Source organism: Xenorhabdus mauleonii (assembly GCF_900113945.1).
Classification (GTDB): domain Bacteria; phylum Pseudomonadota; class Gammaproteobacteria; order Enterobacterales; family Enterobacteriaceae; genus Xenorhabdus; species Xenorhabdus mauleonii.
In genome coordinates, this window is the sequence record NZ_FORG01000007.1 from 88966 (window position 1) to 107841 (window position 18876).

General features: G+C 43.4%; 16 protein-coding genes. 13 read left to right on the forward strand and 3 right to left on the reverse strand.

Features of this window, described 5'->3' with window-relative positions; genetic code table 11:
• Nucleotides 1-14: 14 nt before the first annotated feature.
• The 8 genes from ampG (at nt 15) to BM100_RS09200 (ending at nt 9210) form a co-directional block, all read left to right on the forward strand.
• Complete coding sequence (gene ampG / locus BM100_RS09165) at nt 15-1532, forward strand: muropeptide MFS transporter AmpG (protein ID WP_092510143.1); 1518 nt, start codon at nt 15-17, stop codon at nt 1530-1532.
• Between the two features lie 252 nt (nt 1533-1784).
• Entirely contained in the window at nt 1785-2552 is a 768-nt protein-coding gene (locus BM100_RS09170) for a nucleoside-specific channel-forming Tsx family protein (RefSeq protein WP_092510145.1), read from the forward strand.
• A 351-nt stretch (nt 2553-2903) separates the two neighbouring features.
• The gene (gene cyoA / locus BM100_RS09175; RefSeq protein WP_092510147.1) at nt 2904-3869 is read left to right on the forward strand and encodes a cytochrome o ubiquinol oxidase subunit II; all 966 of its coding nucleotides are present in this window, start codon (nt 2904-2906) and stop codon (nt 3867-3869) included.
• A gap of 4 nt (nt 3870-3873) precedes the next feature.
• Entirely contained in the window at nt 3874-5856 is a 1983-nt protein-coding gene (cyoB, locus tag BM100_RS09180) for a cytochrome o ubiquinol oxidase subunit I (RefSeq protein ID WP_092510149.1), read from the forward strand.
• The gene (locus BM100_RS09185; protein ID WP_092510151.1) at nt 5856-6467 is read left to right on the forward strand and encodes a cytochrome o ubiquinol oxidase subunit III; all 612 of its coding nucleotides are present in this window, start codon (nt 5856-5858) and stop codon (nt 6465-6467) included. Before cyoB ends, BM100_RS09185 begins: the two co-directional genes overlap by 1 nt.
• Nucleotides 6467-6799 (forward strand): cytochrome o ubiquinol oxidase subunit IV, encoded by a 333-nt coding sequence (locus tag BM100_RS09190; protein WP_092510153.1) that lies wholly within the window; start codon nt 6467-6469, stop codon nt 6797-6799. The genes BM100_RS09185 and BM100_RS09190 overlap by 1 nt, the downstream gene beginning before the upstream one ends.
• Before the next feature lie 12 nt (nt 6800-6811).
• On the forward strand, nt 6812-7696 hold the full coding sequence (cyoE, locus tag BM100_RS09195) for a heme o synthase (protein ID WP_092510155.1): 885 nt from the start codon (nt 6812-6814) through the stop codon (nt 7694-7696).
• Between the two features lie 146 nt (nt 7697-7842).
• The gene (locus BM100_RS09200) at nt 7843-9210 is read left to right on the forward strand and encodes an MFS transporter (RefSeq protein WP_092510389.1); all 1368 of its coding nucleotides are present in this window, start codon (nt 7843-7845) and stop codon (nt 9208-9210) included.
• A gap of 194 nt (nt 9211-9404) precedes the next feature.
• Here the strand turns inward: BM100_RS09200 and BM100_RS09205 are convergent, their stop codons facing one another.
• Both BM100_RS09205 and BM100_RS09210 read right to left on the reverse strand, forming a co-directional pair.
• Nucleotides 9405-10901 (reverse strand): glycoside hydrolase family 18 protein, encoded by a 1497-nt coding sequence (locus BM100_RS09205; RefSeq protein WP_092510157.1) that lies wholly within the window; start codon nt 10899-10901, stop codon nt 9405-9407.
• Between the two features lie 535 nt (nt 10902-11436).
• Nucleotides 11437-11928 carry a YajQ family cyclic di-GMP-binding protein gene (locus tag BM100_RS09210; RefSeq protein WP_092510159.1) on the reverse strand — a complete coding sequence of 164 codons (492 nt, stop codon included), beginning with the start codon at nt 11926-11928 and terminating at the stop codon, nt 11437-11439.
• Between the two features lie 174 nt (nt 11929-12102).
• On the opposite strand from BM100_RS09210, the gene panE reads away from it, so the two are divergent.
• Nucleotides 12103-13014 carry a 2-dehydropantoate 2-reductase gene (gene panE / locus BM100_RS09215; RefSeq protein ID WP_092510161.1) on the forward strand — a complete coding sequence of 304 codons (912 nt, stop codon included), beginning with the start codon at nt 12103-12105 and terminating at the stop codon, nt 13012-13014.
• A complete protein-coding gene (yajL, locus tag BM100_RS09220; protein WP_092510163.1) occupies nt 12974-13567 on the forward strand; it encodes a protein deglycase YajL in 594 nt (197 codons plus the stop codon). The genes panE and yajL overlap by 41 nt, the downstream gene beginning before the upstream one ends.
• A 66-nt stretch (nt 13568-13633) precedes the next feature.
• Here yajL and thiI read toward each other — a convergent pair whose 3' ends face one another.
• Nucleotides 13634-15082, reverse strand: coding sequence for a tRNA uracil 4-sulfurtransferase ThiI (thiI, locus tag BM100_RS09225; protein ID WP_092510165.1), 1449 nt, complete (start codon nt 15080-15082; stop codon nt 13634-13636).
• Between the two features lie 256 nt (nt 15083-15338).
• On the opposite strand from thiI, the gene xseB reads away from it, so the two are divergent.
• The 3 genes from xseB (at nt 15339) to dxs (ending at nt 18569) form a co-directional block, all read left to right on the forward strand.
• Entirely contained in the window at nt 15339-15596 is a 258-nt protein-coding gene (xseB, locus tag BM100_RS09230; RefSeq protein WP_092510166.1) for an exodeoxyribonuclease VII small subunit, read from the forward strand.
• Nucleotides 15597-15600: 4 nt separating this feature from the next.
• Entirely contained in the window at nt 15601-16518 is a 918-nt protein-coding gene (gene ispA / locus BM100_RS09235; protein ID WP_092510168.1) for a (2E,6E)-farnesyl diphosphate synthase, read from the forward strand.
• Between the two features lie 185 nt (nt 16519-16703).
• Nucleotides 16704-18569 (forward strand): 1-deoxy-D-xylulose-5-phosphate synthase, encoded by a 1866-nt coding sequence (gene dxs / locus BM100_RS09240; RefSeq protein ID WP_092510170.1) that lies wholly within the window; start codon nt 16704-16706, stop codon nt 18567-18569.
• Nucleotides 18570-18876 lie beyond the last annotated feature (307 nt).

Genomic DNA, 18876 nt, shown 5'->3' on the forward strand with positions numbered 1-18876 from the left:
GTTTGAGGAGGCTCATGACTAGCCATCGTTATTTAAACTTATCTGCATTACGTAACTATCGTACCCTTCTATTACTGGGGTTTGCTTCTGGCCTTCCTCTTGCACTTACAGCAGGCACCTTGCAGGCATGGATGACTGTAGAAAATATCGATATCAAAACTATCGGTTTTTTTACCTTGGTTGGTCAAGCCTATGTTTTTAAATTCCTCTGGGCCCCTGCAATGGACCGATACTCCCCCTCATTTTTAGGGCGGAGAAGAGGATGGATGTTGATTACCCAGCTTTTACTCATTGTCTGCATTGCTGCGATGGGTGTCCTCCAACCATCACAACATTTATGGTGGCTTGCGGCATTGGCTGTCGCTGTTGCGTTTTTTTCTGCGTCTCAGGATATTATTTTCGACGCCTATAAAACCGACTTGCTGTCACCGGAAGATCGTGGCTCAGGAGCCGCTATTTCTGTTCTGGGGTACCGGCTGGCAATGTTGACTTCCGGTGGGTTAGCTTTATTGATGGCCACCTATATTGGCTGGCAAAACATGTATTGGATTATGGCTGGCATGATGCTGATTGGTGTTTATGCAACGTTAACAGCCAAAGAACCTCAATTAAATACTGTGCCGCCAAAAACGTTACACCAAGCAGTATTAGAACCCTTGGCTGATTTTTTCAATCGAAACAATGCCTGGCTTATCCTGCTATTGATCATACTGTACAAACTGGCTGATGCGTTTGCTATCTCGCTGAGCACAACTTTTCTAATCCGCGGTGTTGGTTTCAGCACTGCTGAAGTCGGTGCGATCAATAAGACGCTGGGACTCGCTGCCACCATCGTTGGTGCTTTGTATGGTGGTTATTTGATGCATAAGTGGAGTTTATTTCGTGCCTTGATGATATTTGGCATTCTCCAAACTGTATCGAACTTTGGTTACTGGGTACTTTCTGTTACGCCGAAAGACATCTATGTCATGGGTATCGTTGTTTTTGTCGAAAATATCTGTGGCGGGATGGGAACCGCGGCATTTGTCGCCTTACTGATGGCTTTGTGCAATAAATCATTCTCCGCCACACAATTTGCCCTGTTATCAGCACTGTCGGCTGTTGGTCGGGTTTATGTCGGCCCTGTAGCAGGATGGCTAGCAGAAGAGCATGGCTGGCCGATGTTTTATCTGTTTTCGGTTATTGTCGGGATACCGGGGTTATTATTATTGCTAATTTGCCGCAATACTCTGGCTGACGAGAACTTTATCCCAAGAACGTTATTCAAAAAATATTACCGCTCTATCTTTTTGATCGCGTTACTGGCAGCAGCGGTATTTATTATCTGGCTAATTATCACCATTCTGATATTCGCCATAACTCATTTTGTACCTCTGCTGTACCCTATATCTCCAGAGTATATTCAATCAATTAACAATTTCAGTGATTGGATCTCACCCATGTTATCTTGGAGTATTATCGTTGGCGTAGTAGGACTTCTCTTGGGTGGAATATTGGATTATTTAGCCCTGAAAAGAAGTAAACTTGCTTAATAAATGCTTTCTCTTCAATAGATTTCAACGCTTATTACAACAAAAGGCTGATAAAGTTCAGTCTTTTGTTGCTCTTTTGTAGTGATCTACTTCACAAAAAAAATAAAAACCCTCAATTATGTGACTTGGAAAACATCTTTTTCAGAGGGAAATTATTTATATTCTCACTAACAAATATTATTATTTGAACACATTTTATTTCAAACTATTCGAAATATTGTTAGCCACCTTAAAACCATATAAAGGGAATTTATGAAAAGACATATTTTAACACTCACTGCAATTGCCGCAGCGTTAGTTTCTGCTTCAGCCAACGCAGAATACCAGTGGGGATTTGCCAATGTCAGCATGAACTACCTAGACTGGACCAAGCATACAACCCAAAAAACTGGCCACACTTCTCATAAAGATGATTTTGCCTACCTGGAGTTGGAAGGTGGAGCAGGATTCAGTTGGGGCGAGCTATATGGCTTTGCTGATTTAGAAAACGCATTTAACAGCAAAACGGCACAGCCAGGCGATAACCAACGTTATACTTTCAAAACAACGGGTCGTTTCTATCTGGGTGATACTGGATTCAACCTCTATGGCCATGTTTATGGAACCTACTCATTGCCAGGAAAAGCAAACGGCGGAAACTTCCACGAAGTCAATACACTCTATGGATTGGGTTATAACACCACTCTTGCAGGTGTCTGGTTCAAACCATTCGTCGCACTGCACTATGTTGACCAAACTTTCTACTCTGGAAATAACGGCTATGTCATAGGCTGGGTAGCTGGATACGATTTCAATCTGTGGGAACAAAAATTCAGCGTAACAAACTGGAATGAGATTGAATTAAACCGTAACAAACGCTACGGCAATGGTGGTCGCGACGGCGTTAACGGTGCACTGGGATTATGGTGGACACCACATCCTTCATTTACAGCTGGGATCCAATATCGTTATGCAGATAACAAATTGGGAGAAGATTTCTTGCAGGATGGCATTGTTTATAGTGTGAAATATAACTTCTAATAACTAATTTAGATGATGGATAGCTCATTTCTATCCATCATCGCCAATAATAGAAACCACCTTATCAATCACAGAGCACATTTAAGTTATTTTTCCTTTGCTTTTGATTAAAGATTTTATTTAAAAAATAAATAGTTAGCACAAATAAATTGTTTATTTTGATTTTTTGGTTAAAATAACAGACTGAAGTTAACATTTTGTTAAATTCAGTATTACATGTGATCCCTCTAGCATAAAAAGCCCGCAAGCTAACCTGCTTCCATTACAATTGTTTACACCCCGGTAACCTTACCGTAGAATGCCCCCACTGATGAAACGACAATAAAGCTTTTGTTATCTGGGGTCGCTCTAATGAGACTTATGAAATACAAAAAAACTATTGGGTTATCGTCGCTACTTGCAGCCACTTTAATGCTAAGTGGTTGTGATATGGTATTGATGAATCCCAAAGGGGCGATCGGTGTTGAGCAAAAAACACTGATACTAACGGCGTTTGGCTTGATGCTGATCGTTGTTATCCCGGCAATTGTAATGGCAATCATTTTTGCTTTACGTTACCGGGAAGCCAACAAATCTGCAACCTATCGTCCAGACTGGGCACACTCAAATAAAATTGAGCTTGTCGTCTGGACTGTGCCTATCCTGATTATCATCGTTCTGGCTTCAATTACATGGAAAACGACTCATGAGCTCGATCCATATAAGCCGTTGGACAGCGATGTTAAACCGGTAACGATAGAAGTTATTTCTCTCGACTGGAAATGGCTGTTCATCTATCCGGAACAGGGTATTGCTACCGTAAATGAAATCGTATTCCCTAAAGATGTTCCAATTAACTTCAAGATCACTTCAGACTCTGTGATGAACTCATTCTTCATCCCACAGTTAGGTGGTCAGATTTATGCAATGCCAGGTATGCAGACAAAACTGCACTTAATTGCTAACTCGGCAGGCAAATACGATGGTTTCTCAGCAAGTTACAGCGGTCATGGCTTCTCAGGCATGAAATTCACTGCAACCGCAACAGAAGATCGTGCAGGTTTTGAAAATTGGGTGAAAGAAGTACAACAATCTGAGAAAACTCTGGATACCACAGAAAAATTCAATGAGTTAGCTAAACCTAGCCAAAACAATCCTGTTGAACTTTTCAAATCAGTGAAGCCAAATCTGTTCCAAGAAACTATCGCCAAATTCATGGGCGACATGGGCCACAGTGGTATGTTTGGTGTATCAGGCCATGGCAAACAAGAGCATGGCGAAACTGCGGATCATAATATGCATATGAGCCACCCGGCTCATGCAGGTGTTGAGGAATAAAGGCATGTGGGGAAAATTAACACTGGATGCGATCCCATTACATGAACCCATTATTGTGGTGACATTGCTGGGGATCTTGCTTGGGGGGCTGGCCGTTGTTGGTGCCCTAACCTATTTCCGTAAATGGAAATGGCTCTGGAGTGAATGGTTAACCAGCGTTGACCATAAGAAAATCGGTGTCATGTACATCGTCGTTGCTATGGTCATGATGCTTCGTGGCTTTGCTGACGCCATCATGATGCGTGGACAGCAAGCTCTTGCATCCGCTGGCGAAGCAGGTTTCCTGCCTCCGCACCATTATGATCAGATCTTTACCGCCCACGGCGTTATCATGATCTTCTTTATGGCGATGCCTTTCGTTGTCGGCCTGATGAACATTGTTGTTCCTCTGCAAATCGGCGCACGTGACGTAGCATTCCCATTCCTGAACTCGCTGAGCTTCTGGCTGTTTGTTGTTGGTGTCGCACTGATCAACATCTCTCTGGGTATTGGTGAATTCGCACAAACAGGTTGGTTAGCTTATCCGCCTCTGTCCGGTCTGGAGTACAACCCGGGAGTCGGGGTCGATTACTGGATATGGAGTCTTCAACTCTCCGGTGTCGGTACATTGCTGACAGGTGTTAACTTCTTCGTGACCATCCTGCGCATGCGTGCACCAGGTATGTCCATGATGAAACTGCCTGTCTTCACATGGGCTTCACTGTGCACCAACGTACTTATCATCGCTGCGTTCCCAATCTTGACAGTCACTATTGCACTGTTAACTCTGGACCGTTATCTGGGCACCCATTTCTTTACCAACGATATGGGCGGCAACATGATGATGTACATCAACCTGATTTGGGCTTGGGGTCACCCTGAAGTTTATATTCTGGTTCTGCCTGTCTTTGGTATCTTCTCTGAAGTTACTGCAACATTCTCGAAAAAACGCCTGTTTGGTTATACCTCACTGGTGTGGGCGACAATCGTTATTACCATTCTGTCGTTCATCGTATGGTTGCACCACTTCTTTACCATGGGCTCCGGCGCGAACGTCAACGCCTTCTTTGGTATCGCTACGATGATTATCTCTATCCCAACCGGGGTTAAGATCTTCAACTGGCTGTTTACCATGTACCGTGGTCGTATCGAATTCAAAACCCCAATGCTGTGGACTGTTGGCTTCCTGGTCACTTTCTCCATTGGTGGTATGACTGGTGTTCTGCTGGCAGTACCTGGCGCGAACTTCGTTCTGCACAACAGTTTGTTCCTGATTGCTCACTTCCATAACGTTATCATTGGTGGTGTGGTATTCGGTTGCTTCGCAGGTACAACTTACTGGTTCCCGAAAGCGTTTGGTTTCACACTGAACGAAAAATGGGGCGTCCGTGCATTCTGGTTCTGGATCTCTGGTTTCTTCGTTGCCTTCATGCCTTTGTATGCATTGGGCTTCATGGGAATGACCCGTCGTCTGAGCCAAGATATCAACCCTGAATTCCACCCACTGCTGGTTGTTGCAGCTGGCGGCGTGGTTCTGATTGCCTTGGGCATCTTGTGTCAGGTTATCCAGTTCTATGTAAGTATCCGTGACCGCGATCAAAACCGCGATCTAACCGGTGACCCATGGGGTGCACGTACTCTGGAGTGGGCAACTTCTTCCCCGCCTCCATTCTATAACTTTGCTGAAGTTCCACACATCCAGTCTCGTGATGCATGGTGGGATATGAAAGAAAAAGGCAACGAGTACAAACGTCCTGCTAAATATGAAGAAATTCATATGCCTAAAAATACAGCCGCTGGCGTGGTCATCAGTGCATTCTGTTTGATATTGGGCTTTGCTTTGATCTGGCATATCTGGTGGATGGCGATTGGAAGCTTTGCCGGCATCATTATCAGCTGCATCGTGAAAAGCTTTGACGAAGACGTTGATTACTACGTCCCTGTAGCTGAAGTCGAGAAAGTTGAAAATCAGCGTTACGAAGAACTGAGAAAGGCAGGTGTGAAATAATGTCGACTCAAACCCTTAACAACACAGCCGCCCATGACGCTCATGGGCACCACGATGCAGGAGCCAACAAAGTATTTGGTTTCTGGATCTACCTGATGAGTGACTTGGTTCTGTTTGCAAGTCTGTTCGCTACTTATGCAGTGCTGGTTAACGGCACTGCTGATGGCCCAACAGGTAAACAAATTTTTGAACTGGACTTTGTGCTGGTCGAAACCTTCCTGCTGCTATTCAGTAGTATCACCTATGGTTTCGCCATGCTGTGCATGAATAAAGGTAAAGCCGCTCAGGTCAACCTGTGGCTGTTCATTACCTTTTTGTTTGGCCTTGGCTTCGTTTCAATGGAAGTCTATGAGTTCCATAAACTGATCTCAGAAGGTTATGGGCCAGATAAAAGTGCATTCTTGTCTTCCTTCTTCGCACTGGTTGCAACTCACGGTTTGCACGTAACCTTCGGCCTGATCTGGATTATCGTTCTGATGGTTCAAGTTGCACGTCGTGGTCTGACTGAAGTGAACCGTACTCGTTTGAACTGCCTGAGCTTGTTCTGGCACTTCCTTGACGTTGTGTGGATCTGCGTATTTACTATCGTTTATCTGATGGGAGCTATGTAATGAGTCATCCAAATACTTCTCATTCCGGCGCCAGCCACGGTAGTTTCAAAACCTACATGATTGGTTTTGTACTGTCAGTCATACTGACCGTGATCCCATTCTGGATGGTGATGGAAGGTACTGCTTCACAGAGCACCATCCTCATAACCGTGCTTGTGATGGCAGTTATTCAGATCTTTGTTCATTTCGTCTGCTTCCTGCATATGAATACATCGTCTGAAGAGCGTTGGAACCTTCTTGCTTTACTATTCACATTACTGGTCATCGCTATCGTTGTTGTTGGCTCCCTGTGGATTATGTACAACCTGAACATCAATATGATGGTTGATTAAGGGTTGAGTTGAATGATTAAGCAATACCTGCAAGTGACCAAACCAGGAATTATTTTCGGGAATCTAATTTCTGTGATTGGTGGTTTTCTACTCGCTTCCAAGGGAGTAATAGATTACCCCTTATTCTTTGCAACGATGGTCGGGGTATCGCTGGTGGTAGCATCAGGTTGTGTATTCAACAACTATATCGACCGCGATATCGACCGTATCATGGAAAGAACGAAAGAAAGAGTCCTTGTAAAAGGGCTTATCGATCCGAAAATCAGCCTGATTTACGCCTCAGTGTTAGGTATTGCTGGCATGGTGCTGCTCTATGTAGCAGCCAATGCCTTAGCAATGTGGTTAGCGTTTATCGGATTTATCATTTATGTCGGGGTTTATAGCCTCTACATGAAAAGGAAATCTGTTTATGGCACGCTGGTTGGCAGTTTGTCAGGCGCAGCTCCTCCAGTTATTGGCTACTGTGCGGTAACAGGGCATTTTGATACAGGTGCGCTGATCTTATTGCTGATATTCAGCTTATGGCAAATGCCCCACTCTTACGCCATTGCTATTTTTCGGTTCAAAGATTATCAAGCCGCCAATATTCCAGTATTACCGGTGATTAAAGGTATTTCCGTCGCGAAGAACCACATCACTTTGTACATTCTGGCCTTTATGGTTGCTACCTTGATGCTGACCATCAGTGGTTATGCTGGTTATAAATACCTTATCGTGGCAGCAGCAGTAAGTCTCTGGTGGCTGGGTATGGCATTATCAGGTTACAAAACTTCTGATGATCGTATTTGGGCCCGTAAGTTATTTATGTTTTCTATCATCGCCATCATGTCATTGAGCGTTATGATGTCTGTAGATTCATCGGCATCACCAGAAAGCCTTCTGACTTACGTCTGGTAATATCAAAGATGACAGGTTTCGCCCTGTCATCTTTTTTTCCTTTCCCCCCTATTTCTGTATTCAATGACAATTTATTCGGTCAAAAACATACATTTCATGTTTTCCTTCCCCAAGTAAAATGTCATATCAGATTTGTTGAGGTATCCATGAACGATAATAAAATGACTCCGCTTGAACTCCGGGCAACATGGGGCTTAGGTTCAATTTTCTCTCTGCGCATGCTAGGCATGTTCATGGTTCTACCCGTTCTGACGACCTATGGATTGGAATTACATGATGCAACCGAAGCACTTATCGGAATTGCCATTGGTATCTACGGATTAACACAAGCAATATTCCAAATTCCATTTGGGCTACTTTCAGACAAAATTGGCCGAAAACCGCTGATAATCGGTGGACTGCTTATTTTTGTATTGGGCAGCATAATTGCCGCATGCAGCGATTCTATTTGGGGTATTATCGTTGGGCGAGCCTTACAGGGCACAGGGGCAATATCAGCAGCAATCATGGCATTACTCTCTGATCTGACCCGGGAGCAAAATCGAACAAAAGCCATGGCATTTATTGGCATCAGTTTTGGTATTACTTTCGCTTTTGCTATTGTTGTCGGCCCTATTATTACTCATCACATCGGCTTGAATGGCCTGTTTGGAGCCATCGCTGTTCTTGCAGGTTTAGGGATCTTAATTACTCTATTTGCTGTACCCAACACACATAATCACTTATTAAACCGCGAATCAGGTATTGCCCGCGGCAGTTTTAAACGTGTCCTCTCTGATCCCCAGTTGTTGAAGCTCAATTTTGGTATTCTAAGCCTGCATACCTTATTGATGTCGAGTTTTGTTGCCTTGCCGCTTATCATGGAAAAAGTGGGTTTTCCTCCGCAACAACACTGGAAAGTATATTTAACCACAACATTAATTTCTTTCGTCGCTGTTCTGCCTTTCATTATCTACGCCGAAGTAAAGCGCCGGATGAAGCAAGTCTTTTTACTTTGCATTGGCATGTTGTTCATTGCTGAAGTTGTCTTGTGGTCGCAAGAAGTACATCTTTGGGGCATATTTGTTGGTATTCAAATTTTCTTCCTTGCATTTAATATCATGGAAGCCATCTTACCTTCACTTATCAGCAAAGAAGCTCCTGCTGGCTACAAAGGTACGGCTATGGGAGTCTATTCAACCAGCCAATTCCTTGGGGTTGCGTTGGGAGGCAGCCTTGGCGGGATGCTCTATGAACTACAAGGGGCATCATTAGTCTTTATCGGCGGGATCGCGCTGACTGCACTTTGGTTTATTATCAGCCTTACCTTACGGCAGCCACCTTATGTCAGCAGCATTAGGCTTGTTTTACCCCATCAATTGAGCAATCCAGATATTTTAGCAAAAGAGATGTTGGCACAAGCTGGAGTGAAAGACGTTGTTATCGTCTCCGAAGAACTCAGTGCTTATATCAAAGTTGATACAAAACAAACTGACCGAGAACAATTAGAAAAGATTGTCGCATGCCACAAATAATCGTTTGGATTAGCAACAAATAAAATTTGTGAGAGAAGAGTACGGTGTCTAATCATAACTGTTATCTATTTCAACTGACTGCTGTATCGATGGTCATAGTTTGAAATTTATCAGATATAAACACCGTACTATTTCATCAAAAAATTACACATAAGACTTCATAAGTGACAGCCTATATTTGCCTATAAAAGTGATTACTTACTTGTTTTGCCTTTGTAATAGAACGGTTCCATATCGATTTTTCTAATCAGCAAAGGACAATCTAAACCTTCACGCGCGGCATTTACCAATAACCCACTATCCTGATCCGCAGTCCAAGTAAAAACACCACCCAGATTTTTTTCCAGTGCATACTGTGCTTTCGCTTTTACTGTACGAGGCGTATCGATTGACAGAAAGAGCTTACTATTTTGATTATAAAGATAATCAGCATCCGCAATTTCATCGGTATAAAGTGTAAAATAGTTTAAATCTTGTCGGGATTCCAAATCGAGATAATTATATATTGTGTCATACCATTCTGTTGAACCCGATTCAAATGTTCCTGTCGTCGTATCTGTCCCAGGATTATAATGCCCAACCAGCGGGGAATGGCTTGTAATATTGGCATTCTTGGCATTGCGGGAATAACCGGCATAACCAATATTAATAACTTGAGGAGGAACGCCTTCACTTAATAAATACTCTACAGCATTTTCTACACTGTGTTCACTATTGGGATAACGCCGTAAATTAGTATGATGCATTAATTTGTCTGCCCATGGCGTGCCAAAAAAATCATAAGTCATGACATTCACACCATATAAACCGGCATTCAGCAATTCAGGTATTCTGGATTTTTTCATAATTGCCGGAGAAGCAGAACAGGCAATACTGATTTTAATATCAGGACGCCCCTCTCTCTTGAAAGCCTGAGATAAATCGTGAATTAGGCTAATATAGTATTTACCATCATCTTCGTCATACGGGTTATTATTCCCTGCTGCTCCCGGATATTCCCAATCAATATCCACTTCAGTGAACATAGGAAAACGCGTGAATATATCAACCAAGCTAGATATGAAATTAGCTTTCAGCTCTTTGTTTCTGACCATATGGTAGAAACCATTACTCATCGTCCAACCACCAACACTGAACGAGATTGCCAAATCATGGCCTTGTGCCCTTGCCGCACCCTGTACTTTTGCCAATCCCCCCAATATTCCCATTGAGGCCGCCTGATTAAAATCTCTGGGCATTTTGATGTCTTTCCAAGCAGGGAAAGTACAATTTACATAAGATTGGCAGTCCCCCCATTCATCAGTAAAAGTGACTTCCCCTTTCCTATAACGCGCAAATTTAGGTGCTGCATTGGATATTGCATACCCCTTTTCACCTTTATCGCCCAATATTCCGCAAAAACCAACAATCAACTTATCATAGGCAAAAGGATTATCCAGCAAGTGTTGCAGGTCAATCCCCCGTCCTCTCGCCTGAGGAAGCTGATGACCTTGCAGGCGCCCATCATATTGAGCCCAATCGGTATAATAACCTATAACTTTAGGTTTATTTTTAACGTCATATTTATTGTAAACAGGTAAAGCAACCCGTCCTGAAGTATAACTGAATTTTGTGGTTGCCGTTGCCGGATTAAAACGGTCTACGCAATATGATTCACAAGTCAGTTTATCTGGTTGAATTATCTTTGACATATACTTTCCTTTTTAAAATTAGAATTACATGTCTAACGTTATAACTTCAAAAATAACATTAACTCATATAGTTTTTATTTAACACCTCATCATTTATTAGCACTATGTTATGAAATACTTGTTATGAAATACCTGTTATGAAATGCATATACGCGTCGTACTTCAAGGTGCATGTATCATCATCCCGCGACGCGGGATGATGATACGTTGCTTCCTGAAACTTGGAGTTAATAGAGTATAGAATTAAACACATCTCATTAATTTAAATCCCAGACAGGAATAATTAACCGTCTTTAAATAATCAAACATAGAATAAATTACCGCCACAATAATTCACATTCTTTAACATGCCAATAATTCCCTAAAAATTGATTCATGAATATGAATAAACTTTTAAGTTGAAAAAGAATATTAAATTAACATTCCTGATGCTTATTTATTTTGCAGTGAAAGAAATGGTAAAAGCAAACCCAGAGCGAAAGTTTAGCAACCTTCGCTCTGGATTAATTCACGATTGCTGGCAATTTTGCCAATTTTAGTCGCGGAAATTAGTAAACTGGAAAGGTTGTCCCAGCTCTGCCCCTCGCACCAGCGCGATCACACTTTGCAGATCGTCACGCGCTTTGCCGGTTACACGAACTTGTTCACCTTGAATTTGGGCTTGGACTTTCAATTTACTGTCTTTGATGAGTTTCACAATCTTTTTCGCCAGCGGTGTATCAATACCTTGCAGCAGCGTTGCTTCTACACTGTATGTTTTCCCGCTGTGAAGCATATTTTCAGGAATATTGAGCACGGAACCGTCAATCCCACGTTTAGCAAATTTTTCACGTAGAATGTCAACTAATTGGTTTACCTGAAAATCTGATTCGCTCGCAATCTTGACCGACTCATTTTTCTCATTCAATTCAAAACTCGCGTTGACGTTGCGGAAATCCCAGCGATTGGTTAATTCCCTTTGTGCGTTTTCGACTGCGTTACGCACTTCCTGCATATCAACTTCTGAAACAATATCAAATGATGGCATTATCCGTCACCTCCTGCTAATCAATAAGTCGGCATGATAACCGCTTTCCATTATTGGCAAAAGCTCTATACTCAAGGGCTCGGCAATCTTTTGGAATTTATCTTAATTTTTGAGGTCATTCAGTATTACATTACGTGCCGAGGTCCCCATGAAAGCATCCCTCAAGGAAGAAATATGAAAATAACCGTTCTTGGCTGTGGTGCTATAGGCAAACTGTGGCTCGCTGCCTTATCTCAACAAAATCACGATACGCAGGCATGGCTGAAAATTCCACATCCTTTTATCTCCGTCCAGATCGAAAGCGCCAAAGGGGTGTATAAACGCCAGTTGCCGGCCAATAATGAGCAATTTCTTGCTGAAAGTGAGTTGCTTCTCGTTTGTCTAAAAGCATGGCAAGTGTCTGACGCCATCAATCACCTGGCAGACAAGCTGTCTCCCCATTGCCCGATTTTGCTCTTACATAATGGCATGGGTTCACAAGAAGAGTTTTTTCCTTTGCCCAACCCTATTTTAGTTGGCGTGACAACTCATGGCGCTTATCAGGAAAATGGCGTTGTTTACCACAAATCACAAGGTATGACTCACATTGGTGCAGTAACAAGCAATGCGTATAAACTCAATTACCTGGCAGATATTCTTCATCAAGCCCTACCCGATGTTGCCTGGCATAATGAAATACACTCTGTCTGCTGGATGAAACTTGCCGTCAACTGTGTCATCAATCCACTGACAGTCATGTATGATTGCAAAAATGGCGATTTACGACATCATCGCGCACAAATTCAAGTATTGTGCGACGAAATTCACGAAGTCATGGAATGCGATGGTATTCATACAACCAAACAAACGCTTCTTGAACACGTCATGAATGTGATTGAACAAACTTCGGAAAATTATTCATCCATGCTGCAAGATATACGGACGCAGCGGCATACAGAAATAGATTACATCACTGGTTTTCTATTGCACCGGGCACGTATACACGGCCTGCAAGCCAGAGAAAATACCAAAATTTACCAATACATTAAGAGCAAGGAGGAAGAATATGAACGCCTCAGCACTCATTTGCTTGGCTCACGGCAGTGAAGAAATCGAAGCAACTACAACCATTGATTTACTTGTCCGAGCGGGTATCAAGGTTACAGTCGCGAGCACTGAATCAGACGGTTCTCTTGTATTAACCTGCTCACGGGGTGTCAAAATTGTCGCTGATGTGCCTTTGGTTGACGTTGTCGACGAAGATTTCGATGCTATTGTCCTTCCCGGCGGAATAAAGGGCGCAGAGTGTTTTCGTGACAGCTTATTAGTGGTCGAAAAAATACGTATCGCACAAAGTCAGGGAAAAATCATTGCCGCAATTTGCGCATCTCCAGCCATCGTATTAGAACACCACCAGCTTTTTCCCATCGGAAATATGACTGGCTATCCCAGCCTGAAAGATAAAATTTCACCGGAAAAGTGGATTGATAAACGAGTTTATTTTGATGACAGAGTCAATTTGTTGACCAGCCAAGGGCCTGCAACTGCTTTTGATTTTGCCTTGAAACTCATTGAACTGTTGAAGGGAAAAGAGCAGGCAGCAAACGTTGCCGCTCAACTGGTTTTACCGCCTGGCATCAATAATTACCAAAGTCTGTAATTAATGAACAATACCGGGCTGCTTTTAGGTTACTCCCATCAGCAGCCCGATATCATGATGCTTACATTAAGGCCGATAAACCTTCACATTTTCAAAACCTTGCTCACGCAGGTACAGCGCCTGTAATCGGCTCATCACTCCACGCTCACAATACAGCAAATACGTTTTTTCTTTTGGCAAATCACCAAACTGGGTGCCCAGTTTATAGAAAGGCAACGAGTGGATCTCAATGCCATCCATATTTAATGGGCGCTCATCCTGTTCATCGAGGGAGCGGATATCCAGCAAAATATCATTGGCGGAAAATTCCGTCACCATTTCGACTTCAACAACCTGCTCACTGGCTTGTTCTGCAATCTGGCGAATATCTATATTCTGAGCTTCACTCACCACTCGCTCTAAGATCTCAAAATTGAAGTTATCTTCTTCCGCTTCAATCTTGGCCTTAACCGCTTTTACTGTTGGGCTTTTCGAGATCACGCCACAGAATTCAGGCATGGTACGGGCAAAATCCTCGGTGCCGATCTCACGAGCCAACTTAATAATGTGCTCTTTATCATGGGAAATCAGCGGACGAAGGATTAACGTATCCGAAGCATTATCAATCAACCTTAAGTTGGTCAATGTCTGGCTGGATACCTGCCCCAGAGCTTCACCTGTCACGATAGCCTGTACACCATAACGCTCTGCAACTTTAGATGCCGCTCTGACCATCATTCTTTTCAGAACAACGCCCATTTGACCATCATCGACTTTTTCCAAAATTTCAGCCACAACAGGCTCAAAATCAACAGCAACAAATCTAACTTTATGGGAGCTGCCGAATCGGTTCCATAAATAATGGGCAACTTGCTTTACACCGATTTCATGGGCAGAGCCACCGAGGTTAAAGAAGCAGTAATGTACGCGACAGCCACGACGCATAAGCATATAGCTGGAAACACCGGAATCGAACCCACCGGAAATCAGCGACAGCACATCTTCCTGAGTACCAATCGGGAAACCACCGATCCCTTCATGGCGAGCCTTAACCAAAATCAATTTATCTTGGTTAATTTCCAGGTTCACAGTCACATCAGGCTGTGTCAGCTTCACTTTAGCTGATTCAATATGTTGATTCAGGCCACCGCCGACGTAACGCTCAACTTCGTTGGAGGTAAAACTGTGCTCACCACGGCGTTTGGCGCGAACACAAAATGTTTTCCCATGCAATAAATGGCCATATGTTTCGTAGGCTTGTTCAAAGATATGATGTAAATCACGAAAATCTCGCTCTTCAACTTGAAGAATATGATGAATACCTGGAATGCGTGTTAGTGCGTCACAAATTTCTGCACCGAGATTATCATTTTTAACTCGAACTTCGATATTATCCCAATGGCGAACAACAGCAATTCCTTCGCCAAAAGTTTTCAACACATTGCGGATATTGCTGGCAAGAATTTTAATGAAACGTAACCGGACACTCTGGCTCTTAATCGTAATTTCTGGGAATAATTTAATGATAAACTTCATAGTAAGATATAGTAGTCATTCAATATTGAACTATCACAAACAATCCCAATGATTGATATTAATCAATGGCTGTTCAAATGTTCAGTTGGATAGGGTGCAGAGTATAACACCATCTCGCTATATCGCCTGTAAAAAAATCACCGGAAAAAAACAGTGGTAACGCATGATTTATTTTTCTTGGTGTAGTAGGGTACTCTGCAATTCTGTAACGAACTTCTTTGCTGTGATTCGTTAAATAACCATAAGTTAACTCATTATGTCTAAAGCAAATCAAACATCAGAAACCGAAAAAAGCCCAGCATTTGAGACTTCTTTGAAAGAGCTGGAAGAAATTGTTATTCGGCTGGAGTCCGGGGAACTCCCATTGGAAGATGCATTGAATGAATTTGAACGCGGCATTCAACTTGCAAAACAAGGCCAAAAAACCCTCCAGCAAGCGGAGCAACGAGTACAAATTTTATTGAACCCTGACGCACAATCTCCTCTTGATGAATTTTCGTCCGACGCTGAGTAAATTTATGTCCGTACAATATGATATTCCTTTCGAAGAACAATTGAGTGCTTGCCAACAACACATTAATGACAAATTGGTGGCAACCTTTTCTTCATTGCCTTTTTTGGACAGCCCATTAGGCACAGCAATGCAGCATGGTGCTGTTCTGGGAGGAAAACGTCTGCGTCCATTTTTAGTTTACAGCGTAGGCGAAATGTTGGGTCTTTCGAAACAGAGCCTTGATGCCGCGGCTCTGGCATTAGAGTGCGTTCATGCTTATTCATTGATCCACGATGATCTGCCGGCAATGGACAACGATGATTTGCGCCGTGGGCAGCCTACCTGCCACATTAAATTCGGTGAAAGTCAGGCTATTTTGGCGGGAGATGCATTACAGACGCTGGCTTTTGAGATTCTAGCCACACAAGATATGCCAGATGTTGCCCCATTAGATCGCCTTGCAATGATTGCTGAACTGGCAAGTGCCAGTGGCTTTGCGGGCATGTGTGGTGGACAGTCACTGGATTTGGAAGCGGAAGGAAAGCAAATAGAACTGGCTTCACTGGAACAAATCCATCGTCATAAAACAGGAGCCTTAATACGAGCTGCCGCTCGGTTGGGTGCTTATGCCGCTGGGCAACGCGGGCGTGACGTGCTTTCTTTATTGGATCAATATACCCATGCCATTGGCCTCGCGTTTCAAGTGCAAGATGATATTTTGGATGTTATTGGCAATACCGAAGTGATTGGTAAACGTCAGGGTAACGATCAGCAATTGGGCAAAAGCACCTATCCTGCACTATTGGGCTTGGAACAAGCACAGAAAAAAGCCTATGGGCTGTATGAAGAAGCCATCAATGCACTCGAAGAGCTGGAAAAAAAATCCTATAACACTACAACATTAAAAAGATTGGCTCGTTTTGTCATTGAAAGAAACAGCTAAAGCAGTCAACCATTAATATAATCAGCCATATTGGCCCCCAGCTTAATATGGCAAATGAGTTATCTGACTACCCAAAAAATCAATATAAAGTATCTTATGGGGTGAACCCGAAAATTACATACCGATAATAACAGGGTTCTTTACATTCAACTTCTAACGGATATAGCATTTTATACAGGCATAGCATGAGCATTGATATAGCGAAATATCCAACATTGGCATTGGCTGAAACTCCTGAAGAGCTTCGCCTGCTACCTAAAGACACTTTGCCAAAGTTATGCGATGAACTGCGTCAATTTTTGCTGAACAGTGTTAGCCGCTCCAGTGGTCACTTTGCTTCCGGCCTTGGCGCAATCGAATTAACCGTCGCACTTCACTATGTTTATAAAACCCCTTTTGATAATTTGGTCTGGGATGTTGGTCATCAGGCCTATCCGCATAAGATCCTGACGGGACGGCGTGAACGCATCAATACTATTCGCCAAAAAAATGGCCTGCACCCTTTCCCGTGGCGAGATGAAAGTGAATATGACACCTTATGTGTCGGTCACTCATCCACTTCAATCAGCGCGGGATTGGGGATGGCCATCGCGGCAAAACATGAAGACAAAGGCCGAAAAACAGTATGCGTAATCGGGGATGGAGCCATTACTGCGGGCATGGCTTTCGAAGCCATGAACCATGCGGGAGATATCGACCCTGATATGCTGGTCATCCTCAATGACAATGAGATGTCTATTTCTGAAAACGTCGGCGCATTGAACAACCATTTAGCACAATTGCTGTCTGGCAAGCTGTATACCACCCTGCGTGAAGGTGGAAAAAAAGTCTTTTCCAATCTGCCTCCAATTAAAGAGCTGCTGAAAAAGACAGAAGAACACCTCAAGGGGATGGTGGTTCCCGGAACATTATTTGAAGAGCTTGGGTTCAACTACATCGGGCCTGTCGATGGCCATGATGTACTGGCTCTGACCCAAACCCTAAAAAATATGCGTGACCTGAAAGGGCCGCAGTTCTTGCACATCATGACCAAAAAAGGTCGTGGTTACGCCCCTGCGGAAAAAGACCCGATTAGTTGGCATGCGGTGCCAAAATTTGATCCGGCTATCGGCTCTCTGCCAAAAAGTACAGATACCCGCCCAACCTTCTCCAAGATATTTGGTGACTGGCTGTGTGAAGAAGCCGCCCAAGATAACAAATTGATGGCAATCACCCCTGCCATGCGAGAAGGCTCTGGCATGGTGCGCTTCTCCCGCGAATATCCTGAACAATATTTTGATGTTGCCATTGCAGAACAGCATTCTGTCACCTTTGCGGCAGGGCTGGCTATCGGTGGTTACAAACCTATCGTTGCCATTTACTCCACCTTCCTGCAACGTGCTTATGATCAGGTTATCCACGACGTAGCAATTCAGAACTTGCCCGTCCTCTTTGCCATCGACCGTGGCGGTATTGTCGGGGCGGATGGTCAAACGCACCAAGGTGCATTTGACCTCTCATTCCTGCGTTGTATCCCGAATATGATCATCATGGCTCCCAGCGATGAAAATGAATGCCGCCAGATGCTGCATACCGGACATCACTATCAAGCCGGCCCCGTTGCTGTCCGCTATCCCCGCGGAGCCGGTACAGGTGCTGAACTGCAACCACTGGAGGCATTACCTATTGGTAAAGGCGTAATCCGCCGTCAAGGAGAACGCATCGCGATTCTGAACTTCGGTACATTATTGCCTTATGCACTGCAAGCAGCCGAAAACCTGAACGCAACAGTTATCGACATGCGCTTTATTAAGCCATTGGATAAAGAGTTGGTACTGGCAACGGCAGCCAGCCATGATGTTTTGGTAACACTGGAAGAAAACGCCATTATGGGCGGTGCGGGCAGTGGCGTGAATGAACTGCTGATGCAGGAAAAACTGCCGATTCCCGTATTAAACCTTGGCTTACCGGATTACTTTATACCGCAAGGCACGCAACAAGAGCTGTATATTGATTTAGGACTTGATGCCACTGGCATCCAGAGTAGTATCGAGAAATATCTGGCTAAATAACCTCTTATAATGGATGCGTGTTTATTGCAAACACGCATCCATTTTTCTTTATATCTATACTTATTTTCTTCCAAACATTATCGCCCTAATGCAAAAAAGCCATTCCGTTAAAGAAGGATACTCAATATCGCTCATTCATCATCTATAAGGTGTATATAAACCACATCGCAATGGAATACTTTCTTGAAACATTCGCAATAAATAATAAACAACTTTATCATCGAGCAAGCAGTGTTCGGCAAGTATCTCCTTCAACCGTGGCATTTCGGGATCTATTGCTGGTCACCTTCCGGCAACTTCCTGAACA